The following is a 23,237-nucleotide window of genomic DNA, read 5'->3' as shown; positions in this document are numbered from 1 at the left end:
TCGCGGGGATGCCAGCGACGTCCCTGGCGGTCCGGGCCGAAGCGAGGCGACGGCTCGTGATCGGGGCCGGAGCCAGGAGACAGCTCGTGACCTGCGGTCGAGAGCGCCAACCTGGAACGGCAGGGCGGGGCCACGACGATCCTCAGAACGACCGCCGCCGGTGGATTCGGGCGAGGAGTGCCGCACCCAGAACCCCCGCGACAGCCGCCAGCACGCCGAAGCCGGGGAGCCCGTCGCCGCCGCTCGCGTCGGTGCCGTTGGCGTCGCTGGCGTTCCCAGCGGCGCCGTCGCCAGCAGTTCCGTTGCCGTCAGCGCCACCCTCGGTCGGCGAGATCGACGTAGCGGCCTCGGTGCCCATCGTCACCGATTCGAAGCAGACGTCGCCGTCGCTCACGCCGATCAGCGATCCCTTGAGCGAGATGCGGAAGTCGTGGCCGCCGTGCGTCGTGAGACCGCTCTTGCCCGTGGAGAACGTGGCGTCGGAGAGGTCGAACGTGTGGGTCTCCCAGGCGCCGTCGCCGTCGAGTTCCACGACTTCGGAGACGCCGCCCTCGTACTCGATGCCGAAGGAGCCGTTGCCGTCGTCGAAGTAGCGGACGGTGACGGCAGCGTCGGTCCCGGTCCCCGAGAAGTGGTCGTCGGAGAGGTCGACGGAGAGCGTGTGGCCCGTCGGGCCGGCCGCGACGTCGCTCTGGTAGCAGGCGACGCCGTTCCGACTCGTCGCCGTGAACGCGCTGTGGTCGGTGCCGACGTCGTTGACCTCGGAGTAGCCGTTCCACTGCCCCTCGTTGATCGTCTCGACGGTCATCCCGGTCGCGAAGGCGGGCTCCGTGAACTGCGCTCGCGGGACGCCGACGGGCGCCTCCAGCCGCCCGACGACCTGCCCGTCGATCCGCACGGTGTCGACGGCGACGGCGGCCTGGTCGCCGTACGCGTCGGGGACGGCCATCGTCGAACTCGCGGTAGCGCCGCTCTCGGCGGTGAGCGAGACGGAGTCGCCAGCGACGTCGTGCGTGAGCGTGCGTTCCGTGGAGCCGCCGTTCTCGTAGGTCGCGGTGAGCTGGCCGGCAGCGGAGCCGCTCTGGACGGACGACTGGAGGTCGACCGGCGCGCCCGCCTCGATCTCGTCGATCGCCCCGTCGAGGTACAGCGGATCCGGACCGGCCGTGAGATAGACCTCGCCGTCGACGGGCGTGAGCGTCTGCTCCGCACCGGTCATCGTGGTGAGCGTGAGCGGTTCGTCGGTCTGGATCGTGACGTCGGTGCGCGCCTCGTTCCAGAGCACGTTCGTCTCCTGCTCGCCGTCGGCGAACGTGTAGCGCTCGACCGGGTCGGAGTAGGATGCTTCGAACTCCCTATCGGCGAGCTGGCGGGTCATCGTGGCGTAGGCGAGATAGCTGGGCTTGGGGGTGTAGCCACCCAGCGGATTGCCCGCACCACGCAGGAGGCCGAACTGGTCGCTGCCGCCCTCGTGCTGCCAGACGTCGTCCTTGTAGTAGGTGTCGACCTGGGTGTACCAGTAGTAGCGCTCGATCCCGGCCGCCTGGAGGCGGGCGTGGCTCTGGACGAGGTGGCGGGCCTGCGTGGACTCCCCGTCGCCACCCGCGAGGTGGGGCGAGGTCGCCCAGCCGAGCTCCGTCACCCAGATCGGGAGCGACTCGCCGTCGTTGTACTCGCGGGTGAGCTCGCGGAGCTGGGCGAGGTCGCCCTCGAATCCGGCCGGCTCGTTACGATAGAGGTGGACAGACATCGCGTCCATGTGCTCGGCGCCGCCGGACTCGAAGATCCCCTCCCAGTAGCCGTAGTCGACGTTCGGCGGAACCCCGCTCGCGCTGTAGTTCCGGGTCGTGCTCCCGCCGACGACGGTGACGTCCGAGCGGACCTCCTGTACCGCGTCGTAGGTCGTCTCGAGGAGGTTCGCGTAGGCCGTCGGATCCTGACCGGCGGGGCCGACGGAGAAGCTCTCGATGTTGGGCTCGTTCCAGACCTCGACGTGCTCGAGATCGGGGTACTCCTCGAGCACCGCTTTGGTGTAGTTGGCGTAGCCCTGCCTGGCTTCCTCGGTGCTCGGGAACGTGAAGATCCCGTCCCACTCGTCGGCGTAGAGCTGGTTCGCGTAGACGAGGAGGAACAGCCGGTCGAAACCGCGCTCCTCGAGTTTCGCCATGAACTCCGAGCGGGTCGCTCCGGAGAAGTCGTACTCGCCGGGGGACTGCTCGACGTCGTGCCAGCCGTGCTCGTCGCGGACAGTTCCGACGCCGATCTGCTCGAGCGTGTCCATCATCTCGTGGTCGCGACCGGCCCCGAACTTCGTCGACATCGCGTAGAACTCGTCGTCGGTTTCGAAGCCGTCGGCGGGGAGCACGCCGATCGAAGTCCGTGTGATCGTCGGGGCCTTGGCCTGTCCGGCAGCGCCCGCGTCGTCCGCCGCGTCGTCGCCCTCTGCGGGTCCGTCGGCGGGGAGCACCCGGAACGTGTAGTGACCGACCGCGTCGATCGGCAGCTCGATCGTCGTCTGGTCGTCGACGGACTCGGTGCCGCTGGCGACGACCTTGCCGTAGTAATCTTCGACGCGCCACGCGATTTCGCCGTCGGCGTGGAGGGTGAGGCGTGGCGTCTGGTTCGTGAGGAAGAGGTTCCCGCGCTCTTCCTGATCGATCGCGACGGAGACGGTCGACTGCGCCGCTCTCGTGGCGGTTGGCGTCGACGACGCGGCGGCCGGCGTGCTCGGAGCCGCGCTGCTATCTCCGGGCGCGAGCACGCCCGCTGCCGGGAGCGCGATCGCTGCCCCTGCCAGCAGACAGAGTGCGGCGCCGATCGTGAGCAGAGCACCGCGCCGGTCGTCGAGCGGTCCGGACATGGATCGGTGAGACGGATGTACGTCCCCGGAAAGGCGGAAAAAAGTTCCGGGTGTAGAGAAGCGCCGATCCCCGAATCAGTCCGCGTCGACCGTACAGCCGCCCTCGTAGGTCACGTCACCGACCGCCTGGATCGTCGCGTCCTCACCACAGACCGGACAGTCTGGCCGCCGTCGCAGCTCGACGGTCTCGGTGCCGGGATTCCGCGCGTCGTAGTAGACCACGGCCTCCGTCAGCGGCTCGCCGACGTCCAGCAGGAGCTTGATCGCCTCCGTCGCCTGCATCGCGCCGATGGTGCCGGGGAGCACCCCGAGCACGCCCGCCGTCGCGCAGTTCGGAACGGTGCCCGCCGGCGGTGCCTCCGGAAAGAGGCAGCGATAGCACGGGCGTCCGCCGGCCGCGATCGTCGTCAGCTGTCCCTCGAACTGGAAGACGGCGCCGTGGGCGAACGGCGTCTCCGCGAGCACGCAGGCGTCGTTGACCAGAAACCGCGTCGGGAAGTTGTCGCTGGCATCGAGGACGACGTCGTAGTCGGCGATCAGCTCCGGCGCGTTCTCGGCAGTGAGCCGCGTTTCGTGGGGTTCGACCGTGACGTCCGGGTTCAACGCTGCGACCGACTCCGCCGCGCTCTCGACCTTCGGCCGGTCGAGGTCGGCCTCGCCGTGGAGCACCTGCCGCTGGAGATTCGAGCGCTCGACCACGTCGTCGTCGACGATCCCGAGTCGCCCGATTCCAGCGGCGGCGAGGTACTGGATCGCCGGACAGCCCAGCCCGCCCGCGCCGACGACCAGGATCGAGGCGTCGAGGAGGGCGGCCTGCCCCTCGGGCCCGACGTCGTCCATGACCACGTGCCGGGCGTAGCGTTCGAGCTGCTCCGGCCCGAGGTCGAGCTCGCTCATGCGCGGAACGTAGTGGGGAACGGCAAAAAGCAGTCGGGACCGAACTGCTGTATCTGGAGTGGTAGTCGAATAACGGATACGCCCGAAAGCCCCAGAACGCTCGGTATCCCGGGGCTCGCTGCGCGCTTCGCTCGGTCGTTCCTCCCTCGCTCCAGTGCTTGCTTCGCCCGGGGACAGCCGACCACCGGGAGAGCGGAGCTCTCCCGAGCTCACGGCGCGCAGCGCCGTGAACGCCCTGCCCCTTTCGATGTCCCACCCACCGCACCTCGATCCTCCCCAACCTCTTGCGCTGCTCACGTCGCTTCGCTCGTTGCGCTGCTCATCCCTCGCACGACGTCGGCGAGTGGCCGCTCGCCCGTAAGCGGGCTCGCGGCCATCGCGCAGCGCGCGCCGACGTGGTCCACCGGGGTGTCGCGATCGGTGGAAAATCCACGGGGTGGGGCTCCGGAAGGGGCCGACCGCTCGACGATATCTGACGAAGTAAGCACTGCAGCGACCGCAGGGAGCGAAGCGCGCAGCGAGTCAGGATCGTCGAGCGGGAGGGGGCTTCCGAGCGGTTCTCGGTCCTTGGCGAGCGTCCGTTGCACTCGACGACGGTTCCTAGCCCTCGATTAGTTCGAGATTCAGGTTCCCATCCAGCACCTCGGCGCGGTACATCGTGGCCCGATCTGCAGGCGCGGCCCCGGTCGCGCTGCCGGGGTTCAACAGCCGCATGCCCTCGACCGTTTCGTCCATCACCGCGTGCGTGTGGCCGGACACGCCGACGGCATCCCCATCCTGCTCGCGAACGATGCCGGCGACGCGCTCCTGGTAGTCCGGTTTCGCCTTCGAGCCGGTGCCGTGGGTCACCACGAACGTCACGCCGCCGACGGTTCTGACTGCGACCCGCGGGAGCCCCATCGGTGGGTCCGTGTTCCCGGCGACGGCGGTGAGGTCGCCGGCGAGGTCCTCGATGGCCTCGTAGCTCTCCCGGCTGTCGAAGTCGCCGGCGTGGATGGTGCAGTCGGCAGCGGCGAGTTCCTCGCGGACGAACCCCGGGAGGGCGGCCCGTCGCGATGGTATGTGGGTATCGGAGCAGATCGCAATCCGTGGCATTGGCGGGCGTTCACCGCCGAGGCCCGTAGCCGTTTCCGTCGACGACGCCGCGTCGCGTCACGGCGCGAGCGGCGTGGGTCGCCGTCGGGAGCGTCGCGGGGCGACCACTCGCCGGCCGCCGTCGAAAGGGATAGGCCGCTACCCCACGACCCGCCGGACATGGAGGCAGTCGCGGTCGCGACGGCGTTCGTGCGCCACGACGGGGAGATACTCGCCGTCAGTCGGAGTGACGACGCCCCGACCTACCCCGGGCGGTGGGATGGAATCTCCGGGACGATCGAAGCAGCAGAAATCCAGTCGGGGGCCAAAGCCCCGATCGCAGCGGCCCGCCGGGAGGTCAGGGAGGAGGCTGGCCTCGAGGACTTCGACTTAGTCCGCGCGGGCGAGCCCCTCCGCGTCGAAGCGCCGGAGTACGACGCTGCGTTCGAGATCCACCCGATGCTGTTCGACGCGCGCGACCGGACGGTCGCGCTCGATTCGGAGTTCCAGGCCGCCGAGTGGGTGCCCGCGACGGAGCTGCTCCGCCGGGAGACCGTCCCGCGACTGTTCGAAACCTACCAGCAGGTGGCGCCGACGGTTCAGTCCGTCGCGGCGGACGACGAGCACGGCGCGGCGACGCTGTCGATCCGTGCGCTCGAAGTCCTCCGGGACCGGGCGGGGCTGCTCGCCGTCGAGGGGGAGACCGACCTCGGCGAACTGGAGTACCTCGCGGACCAGCTGCGGACCGCCCGGCCGAGCATGGCGGTGCTCCGCAACCGGGTGAATCGGACGCTCGCGGAGGCACGGAGCGGCAGCGTCGGCGGTGGCGAGGGACAGCCCGACGATGCCGCGGCCGCCACGCCGGCGGCCGTCGAACAAGCCGCGATCGCCGGAATCAATCGCGCGCTCGCCGCGGACGCGGAGGCGGCGATGCGCGCTGCCGGTCTCGTCTCGGGCTGGCACGTCCTGACGCTCTCGCGATCGAAGACGGTGCTCGAAGTGCTGCAAGCCGACACCGTCACCGAACTCTCGATCGCCGAATCCCGTCCGGCGCGGGAGGGAATCGGCGTGGCGGAGACGCTCGCTGGCAGCGGTGGAGAGGATACTGCACCGAACGCCACCGCAGCGCGCATCGACGCACCGATCACTGTCCACACCGACGCTGCGATCGCGCACCGGCTGACCTCGGCAGGCGTCGACGCCGTCCTCGTTGGTGCTGACACGGTGCTGCCGGACGGGAGCGTCGTCAACAAGACGGGCACCCGCGGCGCAGCGATCGCGGCCGCGCGGGAGGGAATTCCAGTCTACGTCGTCGGGGCGTCGGACAAGGTTACGACCAGCGGGGGCGTCAACCTCGAATCCGGCCATCCCGCAGCGGTCTACGACGGCGACGCGCCTATCGACGTCGCGAACCCGACCTTCGACGTAACGCCGGCGGACGCGATCGCCGGGATCGTCACCGAGCGGGGCGTGCTGGAGCCTGGGGACGTTTCGGAAGTCGTCGCGGAGCTCGAAGAACTGGAGCCCGAGTAAGGCGGGCGCTACGATGGAGGCGCCCGACGCAGTCCACCGCCGTACCCCAGGCGCGAACCGTTCACCGGAACCGACGCGGCGACTAAGGGCCCGGCAGCCCAACGACCAGGCATGGAGCCTCCGATCGAGAGCGTTCTCGTCGCGACCGACGGAAGCGAGCCCGCCGAGCGCGCGGCTCGGCACGGCATCGCGCTGGCTGCAACGACCGACGCCGACCTCCACACGCTCGCCGTCGTCGACGAAGCGGCGAGTCGAGTGGCCCGGACCGCGCTCGCCGACGCGGACACCGACGACGTGCTCACTCAGGCCGGTGAGGAGGCGGTCTCGTCGATCGCGGATCTCGCGGCGGAGTACCCGGCAGCGCCCGCCGTGACGACGGCAGTGCGTACCGGCACGCCACACCAGGAGATCTCCGAGTACGCCGACGAGCACGGCGTCGACGTGGTCGTCACCGGCACCGAAGGACGCTCCGGACTGGATCGCGTGCTGCTGGGTAGCGTCGCGGAGAACGTCCTCCGGACGAGTACCCGGCCGGTGCTCGTCGTTCCGCCGGGCGCCGGCGATCCGGACGCAGACCAGACGCCCTACGACGAGCTACTCCTCCCGACGGACGGCAGCGACGGTGCCGCGAAGGCGACGCGCTGGGCCGTCGGCCTCGCCGATCACTACGGCGCCCCGCTGCACGCGCTGTTCGCCGCGGACGCGACGCCCTACCCGACGACGGTACGATCTCAGCAGCTGCTCGACGCGCTGAACACCGCCGGTAACGACGCGATCGAGACCGTCCGCCAGCGCGGCGACGCCGCCGGGGTCGATGTCGTCGGTGCGGTTGGCGCCGGTGCGCCCGCGCCGACGATCCTCGAGTACTGCGAAGACGAGCCGATCGACCTCGTCGTGATGGGCTCGCACGGGCGCTCGGGGCTCGACCGGTTCCTCCTCGGCAGCGTGACCGAGCACGTCGTGCGCGAGGGCGACGTGCCGGTGTTCTGCGTGCCGATGCGGGAGGGCGAGGAGTAGTCGCCCACGCGCAGCTGGCGTCCGCTCGCGGCGTCGGGTCGCTACAGACGCTCTCCCGAAGATTCTGCGCAGACACAGTCGTGGCCTCGTGCAGATCGGCCAGTGACGAAGGCGTGAATCTCGACAGCAAGTTCGAAAGTCGTCTCAGCACGGTCGGCCGTTGCGAGTCCGTCACGGTAGTACGTCTTCGCTCGATGATCCCGCCACAGGTCTGCGAGGTCTGCTGCGATGGAGTCGGAGAGGATTCCCAGACGTGCTGCTTCGCGATACACCCCGGGATGCGTCCCCGGAAGGTCGTCGGGCCTGGTCCGACCACGTTCGAGCAGGCGGTACTCGATCGTTCGTTCGATCGCGACGAACGACGCCTCGACGACGAGCGTGTAGTAGCCCGCATCGCGGAGCTCCGTGGCGCCAGCGAGAAGCCGACAGGCCTTTCGGAGCTGCAAGATCGACGCGTCGCTGACGTCCAATCCCGTTTCGATCGTTTCCGGGCGCCGGTCGAATGCGGCCTGAACGGCGTCGATTCGCTGTTCGATGCGCGTACTACTCATCCGATTGCACCGCGGCACGAAGCGACGCGAGACGGTCGCCGCCGTAGATGGCGATACCGTCCTCGAAAATCTCCTCGAGTTGCTCCCCGGCACGGGTCGCGCTCGCCGCCGTCTCCACGTGGGACTCGAACGCGAACCGGTTCCCGTCGAACCGTCGCTCCTCGAGCGTCTCCGTCACGTCCGCCACGACCCGGCGGGCGCTCGTCCGGTTGCCCTCGACGACGACGAACAGGTCGACGTCGCTCCGGCGATCGGCCTCGCCGCGGGCCACGCTGCCGAAGACGATCACGCCGAGCAGGTCGTGGACGTCGTCGCTGTCCGCGATCGCCGTCTGTACCGCCTCGAGAAACGCACGTACCGGATCGTGAAACTCCGGCTGGTCGATGGCGAGGACCGGATCGTCTTTCACCAATCGCTCCGGATCGACGCGCACGTAGTTCCGCTGAGGCGTCTCGCGGATCCGAACCACGCCCGCGTCATCCAGGAGGTCGACCGCTCGCCAGACGGTGGAACGCGCCTTTCCCGTCGCGTCGACCAGTTCCGGGATCGCGAACTCTGCGTCGTGGGTGTCGACCAGCACGCGAAGCACCTCGTCCGCCGCCTCGTACCGGAAGAGGCCGTCGTCCCGGCCGTAGACGTCAACGCGTACACTTATCCCTTGTTTCTCTGAATCGGACACTGTCCTAATTAGTGAAACAAGGTATAAGAACCTGTGGACGGCCTCGTCTGGAGGCGCCATCGTCTCGGGGAATTGTTTTCACAGGGCAGACGCAAGCGGTGGTCGGTGGCGATGACGACGAGTTACCCCCGCTGAGCCCCGTGTGACGATAGCACCTGACCGAGCCACCATCTCTCGAAGCACTGCTGGCCGAATCCGCCGCTGACGCCGCTGGACGCGGAAACGGCAACGCGACTGCCCGGAACCGCCGCGCTTATCGGCCACCGACGAGTCCGCCAGCACATGCTCAAGCATCTCGGTATCGGCGGCATCGTCGGTCTGCTCCTGCTCGTCGGCGGCATCGCGATCATCGCGTGGCAGAATCTGCTCATCGCCAGCGGGCTGGCGATCGCCATCGCCGGCCTCGGTCTGATCGTCCGCTCGCTCGTCTCCAGCGCGCTCGGCGCGATGGGGATGGGCGGGATGGTGTAGATCGGGTCGAATCGGGCGCTCCACGACGCCTCCAGCCCGGAGCGAGCGCCGGCTGGGGCTCGTTTCGCTCCGCGAAACTCTCCACCGCGAGGCGCGCCACTGCACTTCCCACCGGAAAATCGGCCCGCTCAAATCACGCTCCGGGTGGGACTGAGCAGAATCTTCGATTCTGCGAAGGTCGGAAGAGCTTGCTCTTCCGGAACTGGAAGGGGCCGACCGTTCGTCTCACGTAACGAAGCAAGCACTGCAGCGAGGCCGGAGGCCGAGCGAAGCGCGCAGCGAGTTAGGTGAGACGAACGGGAGGGGGCTTCCGAGCGGTTCGCGGCGGGTGGACCTGCTCTGCTGATCGGCGGTCTGCTCTCACCGCGATCCGCCCCGACAGCCCCACGTCCAGACCGACATCTCCGTACGTCCCTTCGAAAGCGTTTTGCTCGCAGCATTGGGAGCAGGACGTAATGGCAGCGTTCACCGCGACGGTCACCGTCCGGCTGAAATCGGGCGTCCTCGATCCGGAGGCAGCGACCACCCAGCGCGCCCTCGAGCGCCTGGACTTCGAACTCGACGACCTCCGCTTCGCGGATCGTTACGAGATCGATCTCGATGCCGACGACGAGGCGGCGGCGGCGGATCGCGCGGAGTCGATGGCCGAGCGCCTGCTCGCCAATCCGACGATCCACGACTACGACGTGGAGGTCGAGCCGCGAGCATGACGGTCGCCGTCGTCCGCTTCGGCGGCTCGAACTGCGACCGGGACGCCCTTCGCGCGCTGCAGGACCTCGACACCGACGCCGAGATCGTCTGGTACGAGGACGGCCTCCCCGAGGACACCACCGGCATCGTGCTCCCCGGCGGCTTCTCCTACGGCGACTATCTCCGCGCCGGCGCGATGGCGGCCCGGACGCCGATCATGCAGGAGGTCCGCGAGGCGGCCGCCGACGGCACTCCCGTCCTGGGGATCTGCAACGGCGCGCAGATCTGCGCGGAGATGGGGCTCGTCGAGGGCGCGTTCACCGTCAACGAGAGCGCACGGTTCCAGTGCGAGCCGGTCCACCTCCGCGTCGAGACGACGGACTCGCCGTTCACCCGCGCATTCGAGGAGGGCGACGTAATCGAGCTCCCGATCGCCCACGGCGAGGGACGCTACGAGGTCCAGTCCGAGACCTACGACGACCTGATCGCCGAAGACAAGGTCCTCTTCCGGTACTGCGACGCCGACGGCGAGGTCACCGACGCTGCGAACCCCAACGGTTCGAAGGGGAACGTTGCGGGCGTCCTCGGCGACTGCGAGAACGGCGCCGTGCTGATGCCCCATCCGGAGCGCGCGACCCTGCCGGAGCTGGGCGGCACCGACGGCCGCGCGATCATCGAAGGACTGACCGGGTAGCCCGCCGCGCCGATCGAAGGCCGCTCCTTCTGTCGCTTCCAGCTCCGTTCCGTCTGCTCCGCTGCTCCGTCGAGTCGCACCTCCGTTCCTTGCCGATTTGGTCGGCGTGGCCCCGTGCTACCGCCCGAGCAGTGCCGTTGCCCTCAAGACCTAAAGCAGTGGGGATGCTACCAACTGCCATGATCGTCGCGGTCCTGATCGCCCTCCTCGGACTCGCGATCGTCGCCGTCAGCGCACGCCCCGGCGACGGCCGCGCCGAGACCGCGATCGCCCTCCCACTCGTCGCCGCGGTGTCCGTGCTCGTCCCCGCGATCCTACTGGTCGTCCTCGCGGGAGCGAGCGTGGCCCTGCTCGCGCTCGCCGTCGTCACGCGCCGGACGCTCCTCCACGGGCGTCGGCTGCGCGCGGTCGCCGCCGTCGCCGGCACGATCGTTCCGCTGGGTACGCTCGCGATCGCCACCGCGCTCGGCGAGCCGGCGGCCTTCCCGGAGCTGTGGCTCGTGGGCGCCGTCGTCCCGGGCGTCCTCGCCGACGACCTGCGGCGCCAGCCCGCAGAGCAACGCGGCGCGATCGCGATCGGCGGCGTGACGGCGCTGCTCGCGCTCGCGCTCTCCGGGCTGGTGCTCCGGGGTGCACTGGCAGGCGCCGAGCTCGGCCAGCTGGTCGAGGCGAGCGCGGTCGGCGACGTGAGCGTCGGATCGCTGGCCGTGCTGGCGGGCGTCCTGCTGCTCGCGCTCGCAGCGGGGACGCTCGCACGGTGGCGCTACGGAATCCACACCGGCCCGGTGTCCGTGCCGCTGCTCGCCGTCTGGTCGCTCGAGAGCGTCGCAGTGCCAGCGACCTTCCTCCTCGCGGGGATCGTGAGCGCGATCGCCATCGCGACGCTCCAGCCCAGGCTTCGCCTCCCGAGCCGACGGCTCGCGGCGACGGTCGGCGTCCTCGGCGCGGCGATCGGTGGCATCGCCGTCGCGTTCGGCGCGCCAGCGCTGCCCGCACTGCTCGCCGGTACGTTCGGTGCGGAGGACGCCCGGCTGTTCGGCCACCACGCCGGTGCGGACCTGCTCGACGGGATCGCACTCGGCAGCGCGCTGTACGTCCTCGCCGTCGTTTCCCTCGTCGCCACCGCGGGACTGGGCGGAGCGCTCCCCGGCGTCCTCGGTGCGATCGCGGTGCTGGTCGCGCTCGGTACGGCGGGGCTGGTGCTGGCCCGTCGCGAGCGCGAGCGCCCCAGCGAGCTGCGCCTCCGTGCCGCCGAGGGGAGGTGGCCGTCGTGAACTGCGGTCGCTCTGTGGCCCTCGGAGCGCGGCGGAGTGGACCCATCGACCCCGAGGTGATCCGGGGTGTTTGACCCCTCGTGGTCGAAAACTGCCAGGGAGAGCTACCGCGAGTCGTCGGGGCGACAGTCCGGCGACGGCGGTGGACTGCTTCGCTCGATCCGGGGGATCCTCCGACCGCGCCGCGGCGCCGTCGAGGCACGCGTGTTCGTTCTCGGCACCGTCGGGACCGCCGCCGTAACCGAGCAGCTACGCGCGATCCTCGAACGCCGCGGCTACGCGGCCCGCTCCGTGACCATCGACGAGGAGGATCCGACGCTGGACGGCCGCGGCGATCGGGGTGCCGTCGACGTGCTGCTGGTCGACGCCCACGGCGACGGCGAGGCTGTCGGTCGTGCCCGCGACATGCTCGGCCCGCCGGACGTCGCCGTGGTGACCGCCGCCGGCAGCGACGGCACCGCGACCAGGGGGCCGGGACGGGGCGACGTCGTCCGGTCGATCGCCAGCGCGGTGCCCGCCGGTGCCCACGTCGTCAACGCCGAGGGAACGCCCGCAGTACGACGGTATCTCGCGACCGCGGTCGAGCGCCGCGGCGCGACGATCTCTCACGTCGGCGCCCACGACGCCGACGCACCCGGTGCGGAGCTCGGCTCCGCGATCGACGGCGCGCTCGCCGCGCTCGAGGAGGCGCCGATGCCCGACGAGGAGCGCGAGGCGCTCGCGGCGTCCTCCCGGCCGGAGTGGATCGACCTGCCCGCGGGCCGGTGTTACGACGCCCTCGGCGTCACCGACGCGGTCGCGCTCGAACGGCTCCGCCGCGCGCTCTGCGCCGACGGCGAGCCGATCGAACTCGTGGTCGTTACCGATCGCTCACGCCGCGCGGTTGCTGCCACGCTCGCGGACTACGCCAGCGAGTGCCACGAACGCCGGACGGTCCCGACGGTCTACGTGGTCGGCGCCCTCGCCGAGCAGTTCGCGGAGCGCTGTGCCGCGCCGACGGTCGTCCACGACACCGACGCGGTGGGCGAGCGCGTGCTCGACGAGGCGCTAGCTGCCGGGCCGACGCTCGTCACCGGCGTCGAAGAGACGCCCGCCGGCACCGCGATCACCGACGCGATCGCTGGCCGGTTCGAGCGCTCGGGGACGCCAAAGATCGGGTGAGCGGGCCGCGTTTTCGAAGCGACCTGAGAAAACCGAGCGAAGAGTGCTCCGGCGTTCAGGAGCTCGTGAGGCCGACCGGGCCGCCAGCTTCGCTGGTCCGTCGGGCGAGCCACAGCGTCGCGACCGCCAGCGCGAACGCGACCGCGAGCCCGGCAGCGACGGTCGCCTGCCCGGTCGGATCGAGCCGCACGCGCCCGACGACGATCGCGATCGCTGCGGCGGCCGCACCACCGCCCGCAGCGAGCCGCGTCGGTCCGTCGGCTGCCTGTGCGAGGCTCGCGACGAAGAGGGCGAGGAACCCGCCGAGCGCCAGCGCGTTGAACAGCACGTGGAGTTCGGCGGTGTGCGCGATCACCACGCCGGGCGTCAGCAGCGTTGCGGGCGCGAGCACCGCGGCCGCGACCCCGACGAGGCGATCGATCGGGGGCTCCCAGTCCACGGTCCAGATCGTGCCCGCCGCGAACAGCGCCAGGATCGCCAGCGCGGAGGCGAAGTGGGTCGCGAGGATCAGCCGCTCGTAAGTCGTTACCGTCAGCGCGCCGAGCACGATCTGCATGGGCGTGAGCACCAGCGCGAGCGCGAAGGCGACGAGCACGCGGCGCTCGACGCCGGCCCGCCACGCCGAGATCGTCGTGCCCAGGATCGCGAAGCCGACGATCATCGCGACGAGTCGGTGGAACCACTCGACGAAGCTCCCGAAGTTCGCCGGGAACAGGCCGAACACGGCGCCGTCACAGATCGGCCAGCGCCCCTCACAGGTGAGTCCGTAGCCGCCGACGGCGGTCCAGATCCCCAGCAGCATCAGGACGAACGTGAGCGCGAGGGTGCCCACCGCGAGTCGGGGGAGCGACGGGACGATCGCGCCGGCGCGCGAGCGAAGCGACATTGTCGGAGTTCGGGACCTGACACATATGAGTCTGACCGTCGATGGCGGCTAGCAGGAAACGTAAGAGTCAGTGTCGATTGCCGACCAGGGAGGGGAGCACCGTCGGAACTGGTGCCTCCGAAAGCCCCAGAACGCTCGATGACCCGGGCACCGAAAGACTTCGCTTCGCTCGTCTTTCGAGGTCACACTCACTTCGTTCGCGTGACGCTCGCTGCGCTCCTCAGTCAGTCACTTCGTTCCCTCCTTCCGGTGCTTACTTCGCCCGGGGACAGCCGAGTCGCCCTGCCCCTTTCGATGTATCGAAGGATCGCAGATCCTTCGTACCTCGCGAGACCGAAGGTCTCGCTCAGTACCGGAAGATCGGAGATCTTCCGTACCTCGCGAAATCAAAGATTTCGCTCAGCCCCACCCCGCACCGTCTACCGCAACCTCGTCCTCCCCAACCTCCTGCGCTGCTCGCATCGCTTCGCTCGCTGCGCTGCTCGTCCCTCGCACGCTACGCGGCTCCAGAAGGAGCCGCGAAACGCGCGCCACCGCCCAACGTGGGCTCGCTGGATTGAGCAAACATCCGGGCGGGGCTGAGCGAGAGCGAAGCTCTCGCGAGGTACGGAAGATCTGCGATCTTCCGGTACTCCGGAAGGGGCCGACCGCTCGCGTTCGCTCGCGAAGGTGAGCCGAGCGGAGCGAGGCGAACGTCGAAAAGCGAGCACAGCGAGCTTTTCGGAAAAACAAGCACTGAACGAGCGACCAACGGGAGCGAGTGAAGCGCGCAGCAAGTGAGCGGACGCGAGCGGGAGGGGGCTTCCGTGGCGGTCTACTGCGGTAGCGATCACGCGTCCTTCTCAACAGCCACCTGCTGCCCCTAGGATCGAAACACGTTTTCGCGGCCCGGGCGCACCGATTTGTATGATCGTCAGCGGGTCCACGTCGCAGTCCCTGGCCGCCGCGCTCGCCGCAGAGCTGGGCGAGCCACTCGGCGCCGTCGAGCAGACGGCGTTCCCGGACGGCGAATCGAAGTTCGCGCTGGCGCCGCCAGCGAACAAGTCTTTCGCGGACGTCGACCGGGCGGTGATCGTCGCCTCGACGACGACCGCCGAGGCCCACCTCGAGGTGCTCCAGCTCCAGGACGCAGCCCGGGAGGCCGATATCAACGAGGTAGTCACCGTGCTGCCGTACATGGGCTACGGCCGTCAGGATCGCGCCTTCGAGGCGGGCGAACCGGTCACGGCGCGCGCGATCGCACAAGCACTCTCGGCCGGCACGGACCGGATCCTCACCGTGACGCCCCACGAGCCCGACGTCTGCGAGTTTTTCGACCCGCCAGCGACCGCGGTCGACGCGGAGGCGCTGCTCGCCGAGCCGCTCCAGACCACCCCCGACCCTACCCTCGCCGATCCCCTCTTCCTCTCGCCGGACGCCGGCGCGATCGAGATCGCGGAGACGGTGCGCGACGCCTACGGCGCCGGCGCAGTCGACCACTTCGAGAAGACCCGGAACTCCGGCACCGACGTCTCGATCGAGCCCGGCGGCGCGGACGTCGCAGACAGAGACGTGGTCGTCGTCGACGACATCGTCGCGACGGGCTCGACGATGAGCGAGTCGATCGGGGTGCTCCAGGACCGGGGCGTCGATCGCGTGTTCGTGGCCTGCGTCCACCCGTTGCTGGCCCGCGACGCGCGGAGCAAGCTCGCCCGCGCCGGCGTCGAGGCGATCGTCGCGACGGACACCATCGAGCGGACCGTCAGCACGGTCTCGGCGGCCCCGGCGATCGCCGAGGAGCTGTAGCGCGAGACGCGTCCCGATTGAGACGAGCGGGACGCAATCAGTCCGAGCGAGCCAGGTCCGATTTCACGAGGTCGTAGCCCTGCTCGGCGACAGCGACGCCGTCGGCAGCGATCCTGTCCACGGAACGCTCTGCAGTACTGCTCTCGACGCCACAGTCCGCCGGCGAACAGTCGAACGTCGTCGCGTGGGCCAGAGCGCCCCAGCTCCGGGGCGTCACCGGGCGCTGCGTGTAGGCGACGGCTGCCGCGCGTGCCACCGGACCGCCTGCCGACTCGACGGCATCGGCGAAGGCGGCGGCGTCGAAGCCGGCTGGACCCGCGCGAGTCCACTCCGCCAGCACCGCCTGGAACGTCGCCGCACCGCCGGTCGCCGCACGGATCCGTCGGTCCAGCGCGGCGACGACGAGCGCGCCCTTGCGGTACTGGGCGTCGCCGGTCCATGTCGCGGGATCGGCGAGAATCGCGTCGGCGTGCTCGCCGCCAGCCCCGCGATCGAGGACGGTTCGGTAGGCGTCGAACCCGATCTCGCCGCGTTCGAAGGCCTGTGTCACCGCGTAGTACTCGGCAGTCGCCTCGAGGAGCCACTCGGTCGCGGGCGTCACTGCCTCGCGATCCTGCCGGGTATGGACGTACTCGTGCACCCAGATGTTCGTCGGCGCCGCAATTGGTGCCGTGTCGTTGACGCGCGCGTCCGGCCCGAGCGAGAGGCCCCGATGCGCCCAGCTGACGCCCGTCGTCGGCGCGACGAACACCGTCACGACGTCGTTTCGTCCCCCGCCTCCGAGCCGTTCGCTCGCCGCGACGAGCGAGTCGAGGACGCGCTCCCGACCGGCGGCGAGTTCAGCAGCGTCCGGAACGACGAGGCGGAGCGTCTCCGTCGGCGCCTCACGTCCTTCCGTGGTTCCCTGGCCCGATCGTGAGGCGTCGAGATCGGAGCCGAATCCGTCGGGATCGTGCTCGACGCGGCATCCGGCAGTCTCGTGCTCCACGCGCCGTTCGGCGACCTCGTGCTCGCCGAGGAAGGCGAACTGCTCGCCGGCGACGCCGGTGCCCTGGACGTCGGCCGCCCGTTCGATCTGGGGCTCGGTCCCCCGGTAGCGCCAGCGCGTGTGCGTCCGGGGACGCAGACAGAGCGCCGAGTCGTCGGTGCCAGCGCCGTAGGTCGCCGGGGTCGCGTCGAGTGGCTGCCGGAGGACGACCGTTGCGCGGTCACCGGTGCCGTCCCACTCGAAGGCAGGGCCCTCGACCTGCCCCTGCCAGGTGTAATCGCCCACGTCGCTGGACGCGAAGCCGTCCGTGGCGACGACGGACACCTGCGGCCGCTCGATCCAGAACGCCAGCTTCGAGACGCTCTCCGGAATCTCGTACACGATAGCGAGGTCGACCACGCCGCTGGCGGCGTCGTCGCGGTAGACCGTGCGCTCGACGACGGTCGGCGGAGGAGCGTCCGCGTCGGCGGCGGGAGTGGACCGACGGACGTCGGCGTCGTCGCGCCCGGAACGGGCGATCGGTCGGTCGGCCGCGGATCGCCCTGCCATGGCCCGGTGGTTTGGGGGAGTTTTGCATTGTAATAGAGCGCATGCAGCGCGGTACGGAGTGCATTCTGGGCCCGGCGGCGGTCGATCGCCGGCCGGGAACGGCGGTAGGAGCGGCGTTCTGCGAAGCGAAGGCCCTGTCGAACGTCGTCGAGGCGATGGAAGTGATGGAGATGCTAGAAGTGTTGGAGATGTTGGAGATGTTGGAGATGTTGGAGGTGTTGGAGATGTTGGAGGTGTTGGAGGTGTTGGAGGTGTTGGAGATGCTGGAGGTACTGGAAGTGATGGAAGCGTTGGAGGCGGTGGAATCGACGCTCAAGCGGGGGAACTGCCCACGACCGATCGGGCGGGCCTACCGCCGGCGAATCGCGGCCAGCGACAGTGCGCCGACGAACAACAGGAGAACGACGGCACCGACCGCGACCGGCGGCACGAGATCGAGCGGGCCGGCCTCCTCGACGGTGACCGAAACGGAGAGGTCCCCAGCGGTGACCTCGTACTCGCCGGCGTTCGCGAACTCCGTCGAGATCGCGACCGTTCCGTTCGCGCCGGGAGCCAACTGGACGCGCTCGGTGCCGATCACCTCGCCGTCCGCGCGGATCGCGACCGTTCCGTTCGCCGGGCGGCTCGTCGGGTTCGAGACAGTGGCGACGACGTCGACGGTCTCGCCGGTGACGGGCGACTCGGGCTTCACCCGCAGGCGCTGGACGCTCGGCGTCGCCGGCTCGACGACGGTGACGGTGCGGGCGTAGTCGCCCGCGACGATCCGGAGGTCGCCGGTCGCCTCGAGGCGGGCGGCGAGCTCGACGGTCTCGGTTTCGCCGGGAACGAGGGTGCCGGTGGCCTCGGCCAGCACCTGGCCGCCGACGGTGATCGTCGCGCGGTAGGTCCCCTCGACGTTTCCGACATTGTCGACGCGAACGCGCGTCGTGACGTTCTCCCCGACGGCCAGCGGATCGACGAGTTCGCCCTGTCTGTACGGGCTCGACACCGACAGTGGGGGCTCGGAGACGACGCTGTAGTCGAAGCGGGGTTGCTCGACGGCAAAGAGCTGCTCGTGGGTGTTCTTCCCCCAGACGGAGGGCGTCGCGTCCGTTCGCGTGTAGGTCTCGACGAACTCGCCCACGGACTCGCCGCCGAGCGCAACGGCTGCCGCCTCGAGATCCGCAGCGGTGAACGTGTCTGCCTTGTTCCACCGCTCCATCACGTCCTGGAACGTGGCCTGGCCGTCGGTCGCCGCGCGGAGCTTGCGGTCGATCGCACCGACGACGAGCGCGCCCTTCTCGTACTCCGCGTCGTTGGTCACCCAGGTGGAGCGGTCGGCGAGCACGGCGTCGGCGGCGGGCGGCTCGGTGCCGCGCTCGAGGACGGACTGGAACGTCTCGAAGTCGATCAGCCCCTGCTCGTAGCTCGTCAGCGTAGCGTAGTACTCCGCACTGCCCTCGATCAGCCAGTGGGCATTGTCGGCGACGGCGTCGCCGTCGGCCCGGTCCGCGTCGCGATACTGGCGCGTGTGGACGTACTCGTGGACCCAGACGTTGACCGGGTCGTCGACCGCCGCGTCGGCGCTGACGCGGGCGTCCGAGCCGATGGCCAGCCCCGGCGGGCTCCAGTCTGCACCGTCGGTCGGCGCTGCGATCAGCACGACCTCGTCGTTCCGGTTCGTGTCGCCGAAGTGGAGCTGCTCGCTGGCGTAGGCCACGGAGTCGAGGATCTCGGTCGGCGTCGAGGCCGGATCCGCGGCGTCGGGAACGACGAGGGAGAGCTGCTCGCCGGAGACCGTCTCCTGGTGGAGCTCGTGGGGGCCGAGGAAAGCGAAGCGATCGCCCGCGTAGCCCTCGCCGTCGGTCGCGAGTTCGTACTCGAGTCCGGGGTTCGTGCCGGTGTAGTTCCACCTGGTACCGGTCTGGGGACGGGTGACGATCGCCCAGTCGGCGGTCCCGTCGACGTAGCGCCCGTCGACGTCCCCCTCCCGGAAACTCTCGGTGACGTCGTGGCGGATCGTGACGGTCCCGCCGTCGCCGGTGCCGGTCCACTCGAACGTTCCCTGTTCGGTCTCCTCGAACCCGTCGAGTCCGACGACCTCGTACTCGCCGTGGATGATCCAGAACGTCAGCGTCTCGACGCCGTCGGGGATCTCGTAGCTGATCGTCGCCTCGACGCGATCGGGCTGGCCTGGGCGGAGCCCGTACTCGACGCGCTCGACGATCGAGCCACCCGACTGGGCCGCGCTCGCGGACGCACCGCTCGCGTTCGACGCCGAGGAGGCGGAGGAGGAGGACGTCGATAGCCCGGTCGCGCTGGACGCCGGGGACGCACTGGAACCTGCGGTGGTCGTACTGGATCCCCCGATCGTCGTACTGGCGCTGTCGATCGTTTCGGCGTCGACCAGTTCGATACTGCCCGCTTCAACGTCGCTCGTCCGCAGTCCCTTCTCGGGCGTGATCGCCGTTCGGTGGGCGTCGTGACCGGCGAGATCGGCCGTACCAGCGTCGGCGTGGGCGCCCGGACCACCCCCTGTACCGGCGCCGCCGACCGCTCCAACCGCGACGCCGCCCGCGATCGCCACGATGAGGAGGAGCGCGATGCACCCGAGACGCGAGCGCCGCCAGTCTCGATCGCCCGACCGCGCTCGTCGCTGCATGACGGTTCGCTCGGAGGGCAACCGCAATAACCGCATTGGCAGGCGGTCGGGCAGGACCGTGAAAAGAAGCAGCGGACTACGCCGAACGTAGCTCCGCCATTCGTCGGCTGGCTGCAGCCGGTACCGTATACCTGCCGTCGTTCGGACGCCGGTGCTCGCCGACATTCAGACAGGGAGCGGCCAGCGTCATACGGGTGTCTGACGGCCGTTTATTATCGTGGGTCGCCCACGTATCGTGTATGGCGCTCCGGAACCGGCCACTCGACGAGCTCGTGATTCCAGACGGAACGACCGTCGAGGAGCACGACCTGGTCACCGACGGCGACGTCGTCGTCGGCGGCCGTGGAACCGTCGAGTTCGGCGTCCGGGGCAGGAACGTCCTCGCCGGCGAGGGCACGCAGTTCGGCGGGGACATCGAGGCGGAGGCGGACTGCCGGCTGGACATGTGGTCCGACGTCGCGGGGAACGTGCTGGTGGGCCGCGACGCCTACCTCGGCGAGCGCGTCCACGTCGACGGCGAGCTGAAGGTCGCTGGCGACCTTGACATCGGCGACGACGTCGAGATCGAGGAGGGGTTCGAGGCCAACGGCTGGATCGTCATCCGGAACCCGATGCCGACGATCGTCTTCCTGTTCGTCTACCTCTCCCAGCTGCTGCGGATGGGCGAGGAGGACGCCGCCCAGGAGCTCGTCGGCAACCTCACCGAGAGCGACTCCATCGAGGCCGAACCACTCGTCATCCCGCGGGGCGCCCGCGTCGGCGACGAGACCTGGCAGACCGACACGCCGGCTCACATCGGCGACGACTGCCGGCTCCACGGCAACGTCCGCGCGACGGAGATCGTCGTCGGCGAGGACAACGACGTGTTCGGGAGTCTGCGCGCGAAGGGCGACGTCGTGGTCGGCGACGGCACCACGATTCACGGCGACGTCTCGACTCGGGACGGCACCGTCTCGCTCGACGGCGACGCTCGGGTGCTCGGCGACGTCGCGTGCTCGGATCTCGCGGTGAGTCGCGGCGCGGACGTCGACGGCACGATGCGCGCCAGCGGCGAAGTGAAGATCGTCGAGGGTGCCGCGCTCCCCCGCCCGAGCGACTGAGTCGGGGCTCGATCGGCGATGCGCGAGGGGCGACGACGCGCGATCCACGGACGATTTTCCTCACCGGCAGCTATCGTCGACGCCAGGATCGACTTGGACTGCGGAGCTGTGCGAACGGCTTCCGAGCATCGCCCAGCAGCCTTTTCCAGGCCCAGCCGCTGACACATCGCAACGATGGCTGACGAGGGGGAACCGGGGAACACCGACGGTACTGGACCGGAGGACAGCGAGCCGAGGGACGCCGGAGGCGCCGAGACCGATGCGAGCGAGGCAGCGGGGAACGACCAGCCCGCCGCTGACGCAGCTGACGCGCCCTCGGCGCCGAGCCCCGAGACCCAGGCGGCCGACGAAGCGACGGGGAGCGGTGGCGTCCCCGGCGCGATCGCGAGCACGCTCGGTGGGGTCGGCAGCACGCTCGGCGGCGTCGTCTTCGCCTCGAAGCTCCGCATCGCGCTGTTCGTCGTTCTCGGGCTGGTCGGACTGGTGGGCGCCGCCTTCCTTCTCGGCGTGATCGGTGCGCCGGAGGTCGCCGCGATGCAGAACGACGTCGGGACCGTGACGAACGAGACGACGATCATCGAGACGAACCTGACCGTCCACAACCCGAACCCGATCGGCGTCTCGCTGGGCGGGGTCACCGCCGACTACCAGATCCGGATGAACGACGTCGCGATCGCCAACGGGACGAAGGAGGGGATCTCGATCGGGACGGGGAACTCGACGATGTACGTCGAGACGACTCTCTACAACGACCGGATCCCGCCGTGGTGGGCGAGTCACGTCAACAACGGCGAGCGGACGACCGTCGTGGTCGACACGAAAGTCTCCGCGAGTGCCATCGGGCAAAGCAAGACGTTCACCAGCGAAGAGCAGATCCAGACGGATATCCTGGGAGCGTTCGCGTCCGAGGAGGATCGCCCCATCGACGGGAACCTCCCGATCGTGGACGATCCGCTCCTGATCGTGAAGGAGACCGACGCCGCCTGGGGATCGGCCTCGAAGACGGAGACCCCGCTGAACATGGCGTTCCGGGTGTACAACCCCAACATCGAGCCGTACGCGATCTCCGAGCTCCGGTACAACGTGACGATGAACGACGTGCTCGTCGCGGAAGGCGCATCCGAGGACCCCTTCGTCGTCACCGGCGGCGCCACCAACACGCTGCAGGCGTCGACGGCGATCCAGAACCAGCGCCTCGACGAGTGGTGGGTGTCCCACCTCGACGAGTCCGTCTACGGCCACCAGGTCACCCGGTTCCGGATCACGTTCACCGCCGTGATCGAACTCCCCAACGGCGAGACGACGACCGTGCCGCTCGAGGAACTCGACTACGGCGAGTGGATCGGCACCGACATCTTCGACGAGGGCGGCGACGTCGGCGTCCCGCCCGAGGAGGCGCCCGACGACGAGGGAGGTTTCGTCGGCGGCGACGGGACGAGCGGTGACGGAACGACCGACGGCGACAGCGGCGACGGTACCAACACGACCGACGGTTCCGGCGACGACGGCTCGGACGACGGTGGCTCCGACGGCGGGATTCTCGGCAGTGTTGCTGTGGGCACTGACGACCGGTGAACTCTCACTCCCTGGCGCAGTCGGATCGGACGCCGGGCGCAAGCGAACAGTCGTGTCCGACGGGTGATCGATCCGCGCGCGAGCGAGCGGGGCCTTTCCTTCGGAGCAAATGCTACCCGAACGCGGGGGTGCTGGCGCCCGGGGGCGAGCCACGGCGATGCGACGACGAGACGCATCACGCGTACGATACGCGTGGCCGCCGTGCTGGGGGAGCGTCCAGTGTGGTATGGTATGACGGTGCGAGCGATTTAAGTGATCGCTGGCCCCGCTCCTAGTCAGCAATGGCCATAGACCCGAACTTCGAGGAGAACCGCGATGTCGTCGACGAGCACGAGGGCCACGACGTCTGGGGGCCCGTCGACGAGCCCGACGAACTCGGTATCCACGGCACCCACGTCGCCGTGGACTTCGACATCTGCATCGCCGACGGCGCGTGTCTGGAGGACTGCCCAGTTGACGTCTTCGAGTGGGTCGACTCGCCGGACCACCCCGAGAGCGAGATCAAGGCCGACCCCACCCACGAGGAGCAGTGTATCGACTGCATGCTCTGCGTCGACGTCTGCCCCGTGGACGCGATCGACGTCGACGCCGGGCGAGCGGGCCGCAAGTGAGCGCCGCTGGGACCGTGCGACGCCAGCCACCCGCGCGAGGGACGGCAGGGACAACCGCGGTCACTGCGACGACTGACCGATCGACGTCACCGACGACGGACCGACCGATGCCGACGACGATGGACCGGCCGATGCCGACGACGGACCGATCGAAGCGACCGACGAATCGGCCCGAGACGACCGACGAGCGACCACTACTCC

The 23,237-nt window shown here is 69.7% G+C and carries 19 protein-coding genes; 11 read left to right on the top strand and 8 right to left on the bottom strand.

All coding sequences use genetic code 11. The features are described 5' to 3' along the window. Positions 1-142: 142 nt before the first annotated feature. The 3 genes from ACZ5KP_RS08895 to ACZ5KP_RS08885 all read right to left on the bottom strand — a co-directional run bounded on the left by ACZ5KP_RS08895 (position 143) and on the right by ACZ5KP_RS08885 (position 4,852). Complete coding sequence (locus ACZ5KP_RS08895; protein ID WP_460922296.1) at positions 143-2,860, bottom strand: glycosyl hydrolase; 2,718 nt, start codon at positions 2,858-2,860, stop codon at positions 143-145. A 75-nt stretch (positions 2,861-2,935) separates the two neighbouring features. Further along, on the bottom strand, positions 2,936-3,757 hold the full coding sequence (locus ACZ5KP_RS08890; RefSeq protein ID WP_460922298.1) for a HesA/MoeB/ThiF family protein: 822 nt from the start codon (positions 3,755-3,757) through the stop codon (positions 2,936-2,938). Between the two features lie 600 nt (positions 3,758-4,357). Further along, on the bottom strand, positions 4,358-4,852 hold the full coding sequence (locus ACZ5KP_RS08885; protein WP_460922300.1) for a metallophosphoesterase family protein: 495 nt from the start codon (positions 4,850-4,852) through the stop codon (positions 4,358-4,360). Positions 4,853-5,011: 159 nt separating this feature from the next. Here ACZ5KP_RS08885 and ACZ5KP_RS08880 point away from each other — a divergent pair, with 159 nt between their 5' ends. Continuing rightward, positions 5,012-6,364: an eIF2B alpha/beta/delta subunit family protein gene (locus ACZ5KP_RS08880; protein ID WP_460922302.1), complete on the top strand. Its 1,353-nt coding sequence runs from the start codon at positions 5,012-5,014 to the stop codon at positions 6,362-6,364. 111 nt (positions 6,365-6,475) lie between these two features. Further along, the gene (locus tag ACZ5KP_RS08875) at positions 6,476-7,381 is read left to right on the top strand and encodes a universal stress protein (protein WP_460922304.1); all 906 of its coding nucleotides are present in this window, start codon (positions 6,476-6,478) and stop codon (positions 7,379-7,381) included. A 41-nt stretch (positions 7,382-7,422) separates the two neighbouring features. On the opposite strand, the gene ACZ5KP_RS08870 is transcribed toward ACZ5KP_RS08875, so the two are convergent. After that, positions 7,423-7,932, bottom strand: a complete 510-nt coding sequence (locus ACZ5KP_RS08870; protein WP_460922306.1) for a hypothetical protein — start codon at positions 7,930-7,932, stop codon at positions 7,423-7,425. Continuing rightward, positions 7,925-8,611 (bottom strand): nucleotidyltransferase domain-containing protein, encoded by a 687-nt coding sequence (locus ACZ5KP_RS08865; RefSeq protein WP_460922308.1) that lies wholly within the window; start codon positions 8,609-8,611, stop codon positions 7,925-7,927. The genes ACZ5KP_RS08870 and ACZ5KP_RS08865 overlap by 8 nt, the downstream gene beginning before the upstream one ends. Positions 8,612-8,893: 282 nt before the next feature. Between ACZ5KP_RS08865 and ACZ5KP_RS08860 the strand changes: the two genes are divergently transcribed. From ACZ5KP_RS08860 to ACZ5KP_RS08840, 5 genes are all read left to right on the top strand, one after another. After that, on the top strand, positions 8,894-9,082 hold the full coding sequence (locus ACZ5KP_RS08860; RefSeq protein ID WP_460922310.1) for a DUF7470 family protein: 189 nt from the start codon (positions 8,894-8,896) through the stop codon (positions 9,080-9,082). Between the two features lie 455 nt (positions 9,083-9,537). Continuing rightward, positions 9,538-9,792: a phosphoribosylformylglycinamidine synthase subunit PurS gene (gene purS / locus ACZ5KP_RS08855; RefSeq protein ID WP_460922312.1), complete on the top strand. Its 255-nt coding sequence runs from the start codon at positions 9,538-9,540 to the stop codon at positions 9,790-9,792. Further along, on the top strand, positions 9,789-10,466 hold the full coding sequence (gene purQ, locus ACZ5KP_RS08850; protein WP_460922314.1) for a phosphoribosylformylglycinamidine synthase I: 678 nt from the start codon (positions 9,789-9,791) through the stop codon (positions 10,464-10,466). The genes purS and purQ overlap by 4 nt, the downstream gene beginning before the upstream one ends. A 179-nt stretch (positions 10,467-10,645) precedes the next feature. Continuing rightward, positions 10,646-11,740 (top strand): poly-gamma-glutamate biosynthesis protein PgsC/CapC, encoded by a 1,095-nt coding sequence (locus tag ACZ5KP_RS08845; RefSeq protein ID WP_460922316.1) that lies wholly within the window; start codon positions 10,646-10,648, stop codon positions 11,738-11,740. 66 nt (positions 11,741-11,806) lie between these two features. Then, the gene (locus ACZ5KP_RS08840; protein WP_460922318.1) at positions 11,807-12,901 is read left to right on the top strand and encodes a hypothetical protein; all 1,095 of its coding nucleotides are present in this window, start codon (positions 11,807-11,809) and stop codon (positions 12,899-12,901) included. A gap of 55 nt (positions 12,902-12,956) precedes the next feature. Here the strand turns inward: ACZ5KP_RS08840 and ACZ5KP_RS08835 are convergent, their stop codons facing one another. Further along, a complete protein-coding gene (locus tag ACZ5KP_RS08835) occupies positions 12,957-13,787 on the bottom strand; it encodes a COX15/CtaA family protein (protein ID WP_460922319.1) in 831 nt (276 codons plus the stop codon). 906 nt (positions 13,788-14,693) lie between these two features. On the opposite strand from ACZ5KP_RS08835, the gene prs reads away from it, so the two are divergent. Then, positions 14,694-15,572 (top strand): ribose-phosphate diphosphokinase, encoded by an 879-nt coding sequence (gene prs, locus ACZ5KP_RS08830; protein ID WP_460922321.1) that lies wholly within the window; start codon positions 14,694-14,696, stop codon positions 15,570-15,572. Positions 15,573-15,609: 37 nt separating this feature from the next. Here prs and ACZ5KP_RS08825 read toward each other — a convergent pair whose 3' ends face one another. Together ACZ5KP_RS08825 and ACZ5KP_RS08820 are read right to left on the bottom strand one after the other, a co-directional pair. Beyond that, entirely contained in the window at positions 15,610-17,109 is a 1,500-nt protein-coding gene (locus ACZ5KP_RS08825; protein ID WP_460922323.1) for a hypothetical protein, read from the bottom strand. A gap of 349 nt (positions 17,110-17,458) precedes the next feature. Next, positions 17,459-19,750: a hypothetical protein gene (locus ACZ5KP_RS08820; RefSeq protein WP_460922325.1), complete on the bottom strand. Its 2,292-nt coding sequence runs from the start codon at positions 19,748-19,750 to the stop codon at positions 17,459-17,461. A 239-nt stretch (positions 19,751-19,989) separates the two neighbouring features. Between ACZ5KP_RS08820 and ACZ5KP_RS08815 the strand changes: the two genes are divergently transcribed. From ACZ5KP_RS08815 to ACZ5KP_RS08805, 3 genes are all read left to right on the top strand, one after another. Further along, complete coding sequence (locus tag ACZ5KP_RS08815; protein ID WP_460922327.1) at positions 19,990-20,850, top strand: polymer-forming cytoskeletal protein; 861 nt, start codon at positions 19,990-19,992, stop codon at positions 20,848-20,850. Between the two features lie 174 nt (positions 20,851-21,024). After that, the gene (locus ACZ5KP_RS08810; protein ID WP_460922329.1) at positions 21,025-22,425 is read left to right on the top strand and encodes an LEA/WHy family protein; all 1,401 of its coding nucleotides are present in this window, start codon (positions 21,025-21,027) and stop codon (positions 22,423-22,425) included. Positions 22,426-22,706: 281 nt separating this feature from the next. Then, positions 22,707-23,036: a 4Fe-4S dicluster domain-containing protein gene (locus tag ACZ5KP_RS08805; protein ID WP_460922331.1), complete on the top strand. Its 330-nt coding sequence runs from the start codon at positions 22,707-22,709 to the stop codon at positions 23,034-23,036. The last annotated feature ends 201 nt before the right edge of the window (positions 23,037-23,237 follow it).

Source organism: Salinarchaeum chitinilyticum, from assembly GCF_055390775.1.
Note: the sequence above shows the minus strand (reverse complement) of the source record. Positions and strands in the feature narration are given on the sequence as shown.

Coding starts and splice junctions, on each gene's coding strand:
- ACZ5KP_RS08895 (WP_460922296.1), bottom strand. CDS start 2,860: ATGTCCGGACCGCTCGACGACCGGCGCGGTGCTCTGCTCACGATCGGC.
- ACZ5KP_RS08805 (WP_460922331.1), top strand. CDS start 22,707: ATGGCCATAGACCCGAACTTCGAGGAGAACCGCGATGTCGTCGACGAG.
- purQ (WP_460922314.1), top strand. CDS start 9,789: ATGACGGTCGCCGTCGTCCGCTTCGGCGGCTCGAACTGCGACCGGGAC.
- ACZ5KP_RS08820 (WP_460922325.1), bottom strand. CDS start 19,750: ATGCAGCGACGAGCGCGGTCGGGCGATCGAGACTGGCGGCGCTCGCGT.
- ACZ5KP_RS08810 (WP_460922329.1), top strand. CDS start 21,025: ATGGCTGACGAGGGGGAACCGGGGAACACCGACGGTACTGGACCGGAG.
- ACZ5KP_RS08885 (WP_460922300.1), bottom strand. CDS start 4,852: ATGCCACGGATTGCGATCTGCTCCGATACCCACATACCATCGCGACGG.
- ACZ5KP_RS08875 (WP_460922304.1), top strand. CDS start 6,476: ATGGAGCCTCCGATCGAGAGCGTTCTCGTCGCGACCGACGGAAGCGAG.
- ACZ5KP_RS08825 (WP_460922323.1), bottom strand. CDS start 17,109: ATGGCAGGGCGATCCGCGGCCGACCGACCGATCGCCCGTTCCGGGCGC.
- purS (WP_460922312.1), top strand. CDS start 9,538: ATGGCAGCGTTCACCGCGACGGTCACCGTCCGGCTGAAATCGGGCGTC.
- ACZ5KP_RS08870 (WP_460922306.1), bottom strand. CDS start 7,932: ATGAGTAGTACGCGCATCGAACAGCGAATCGACGCCGTTCAGGCCGCA.
- ACZ5KP_RS08815 (WP_460922327.1), top strand. CDS start 19,990: ATGGCGCTCCGGAACCGGCCACTCGACGAGCTCGTGATTCCAGACGGA.
- prs (WP_460922321.1), top strand. CDS start 14,694: ATGATCGTCAGCGGGTCCACGTCGCAGTCCCTGGCCGCCGCGCTCGCC.
- ACZ5KP_RS08860 (WP_460922310.1), top strand. CDS start 8,894: ATGCTCAAGCATCTCGGTATCGGCGGCATCGTCGGTCTGCTCCTGCTC.
- ACZ5KP_RS08845 (WP_460922316.1), top strand. CDS start 10,646: ATGATCGTCGCGGTCCTGATCGCCCTCCTCGGACTCGCGATCGTCGCC.
- ACZ5KP_RS08835 (WP_460922319.1), bottom strand. CDS start 13,787: ATGTCGCTTCGCTCGCGCGCCGGCGCGATCGTCCCGTCGCTCCCCCGA.
- ACZ5KP_RS08890 (WP_460922298.1), bottom strand. CDS start 3,757: ATGAGCGAGCTCGACCTCGGGCCGGAGCAGCTCGAACGCTACGCCCGG.
- ACZ5KP_RS08880 (WP_460922302.1), top strand. CDS start 5,012: ATGGAGGCAGTCGCGGTCGCGACGGCGTTCGTGCGCCACGACGGGGAG.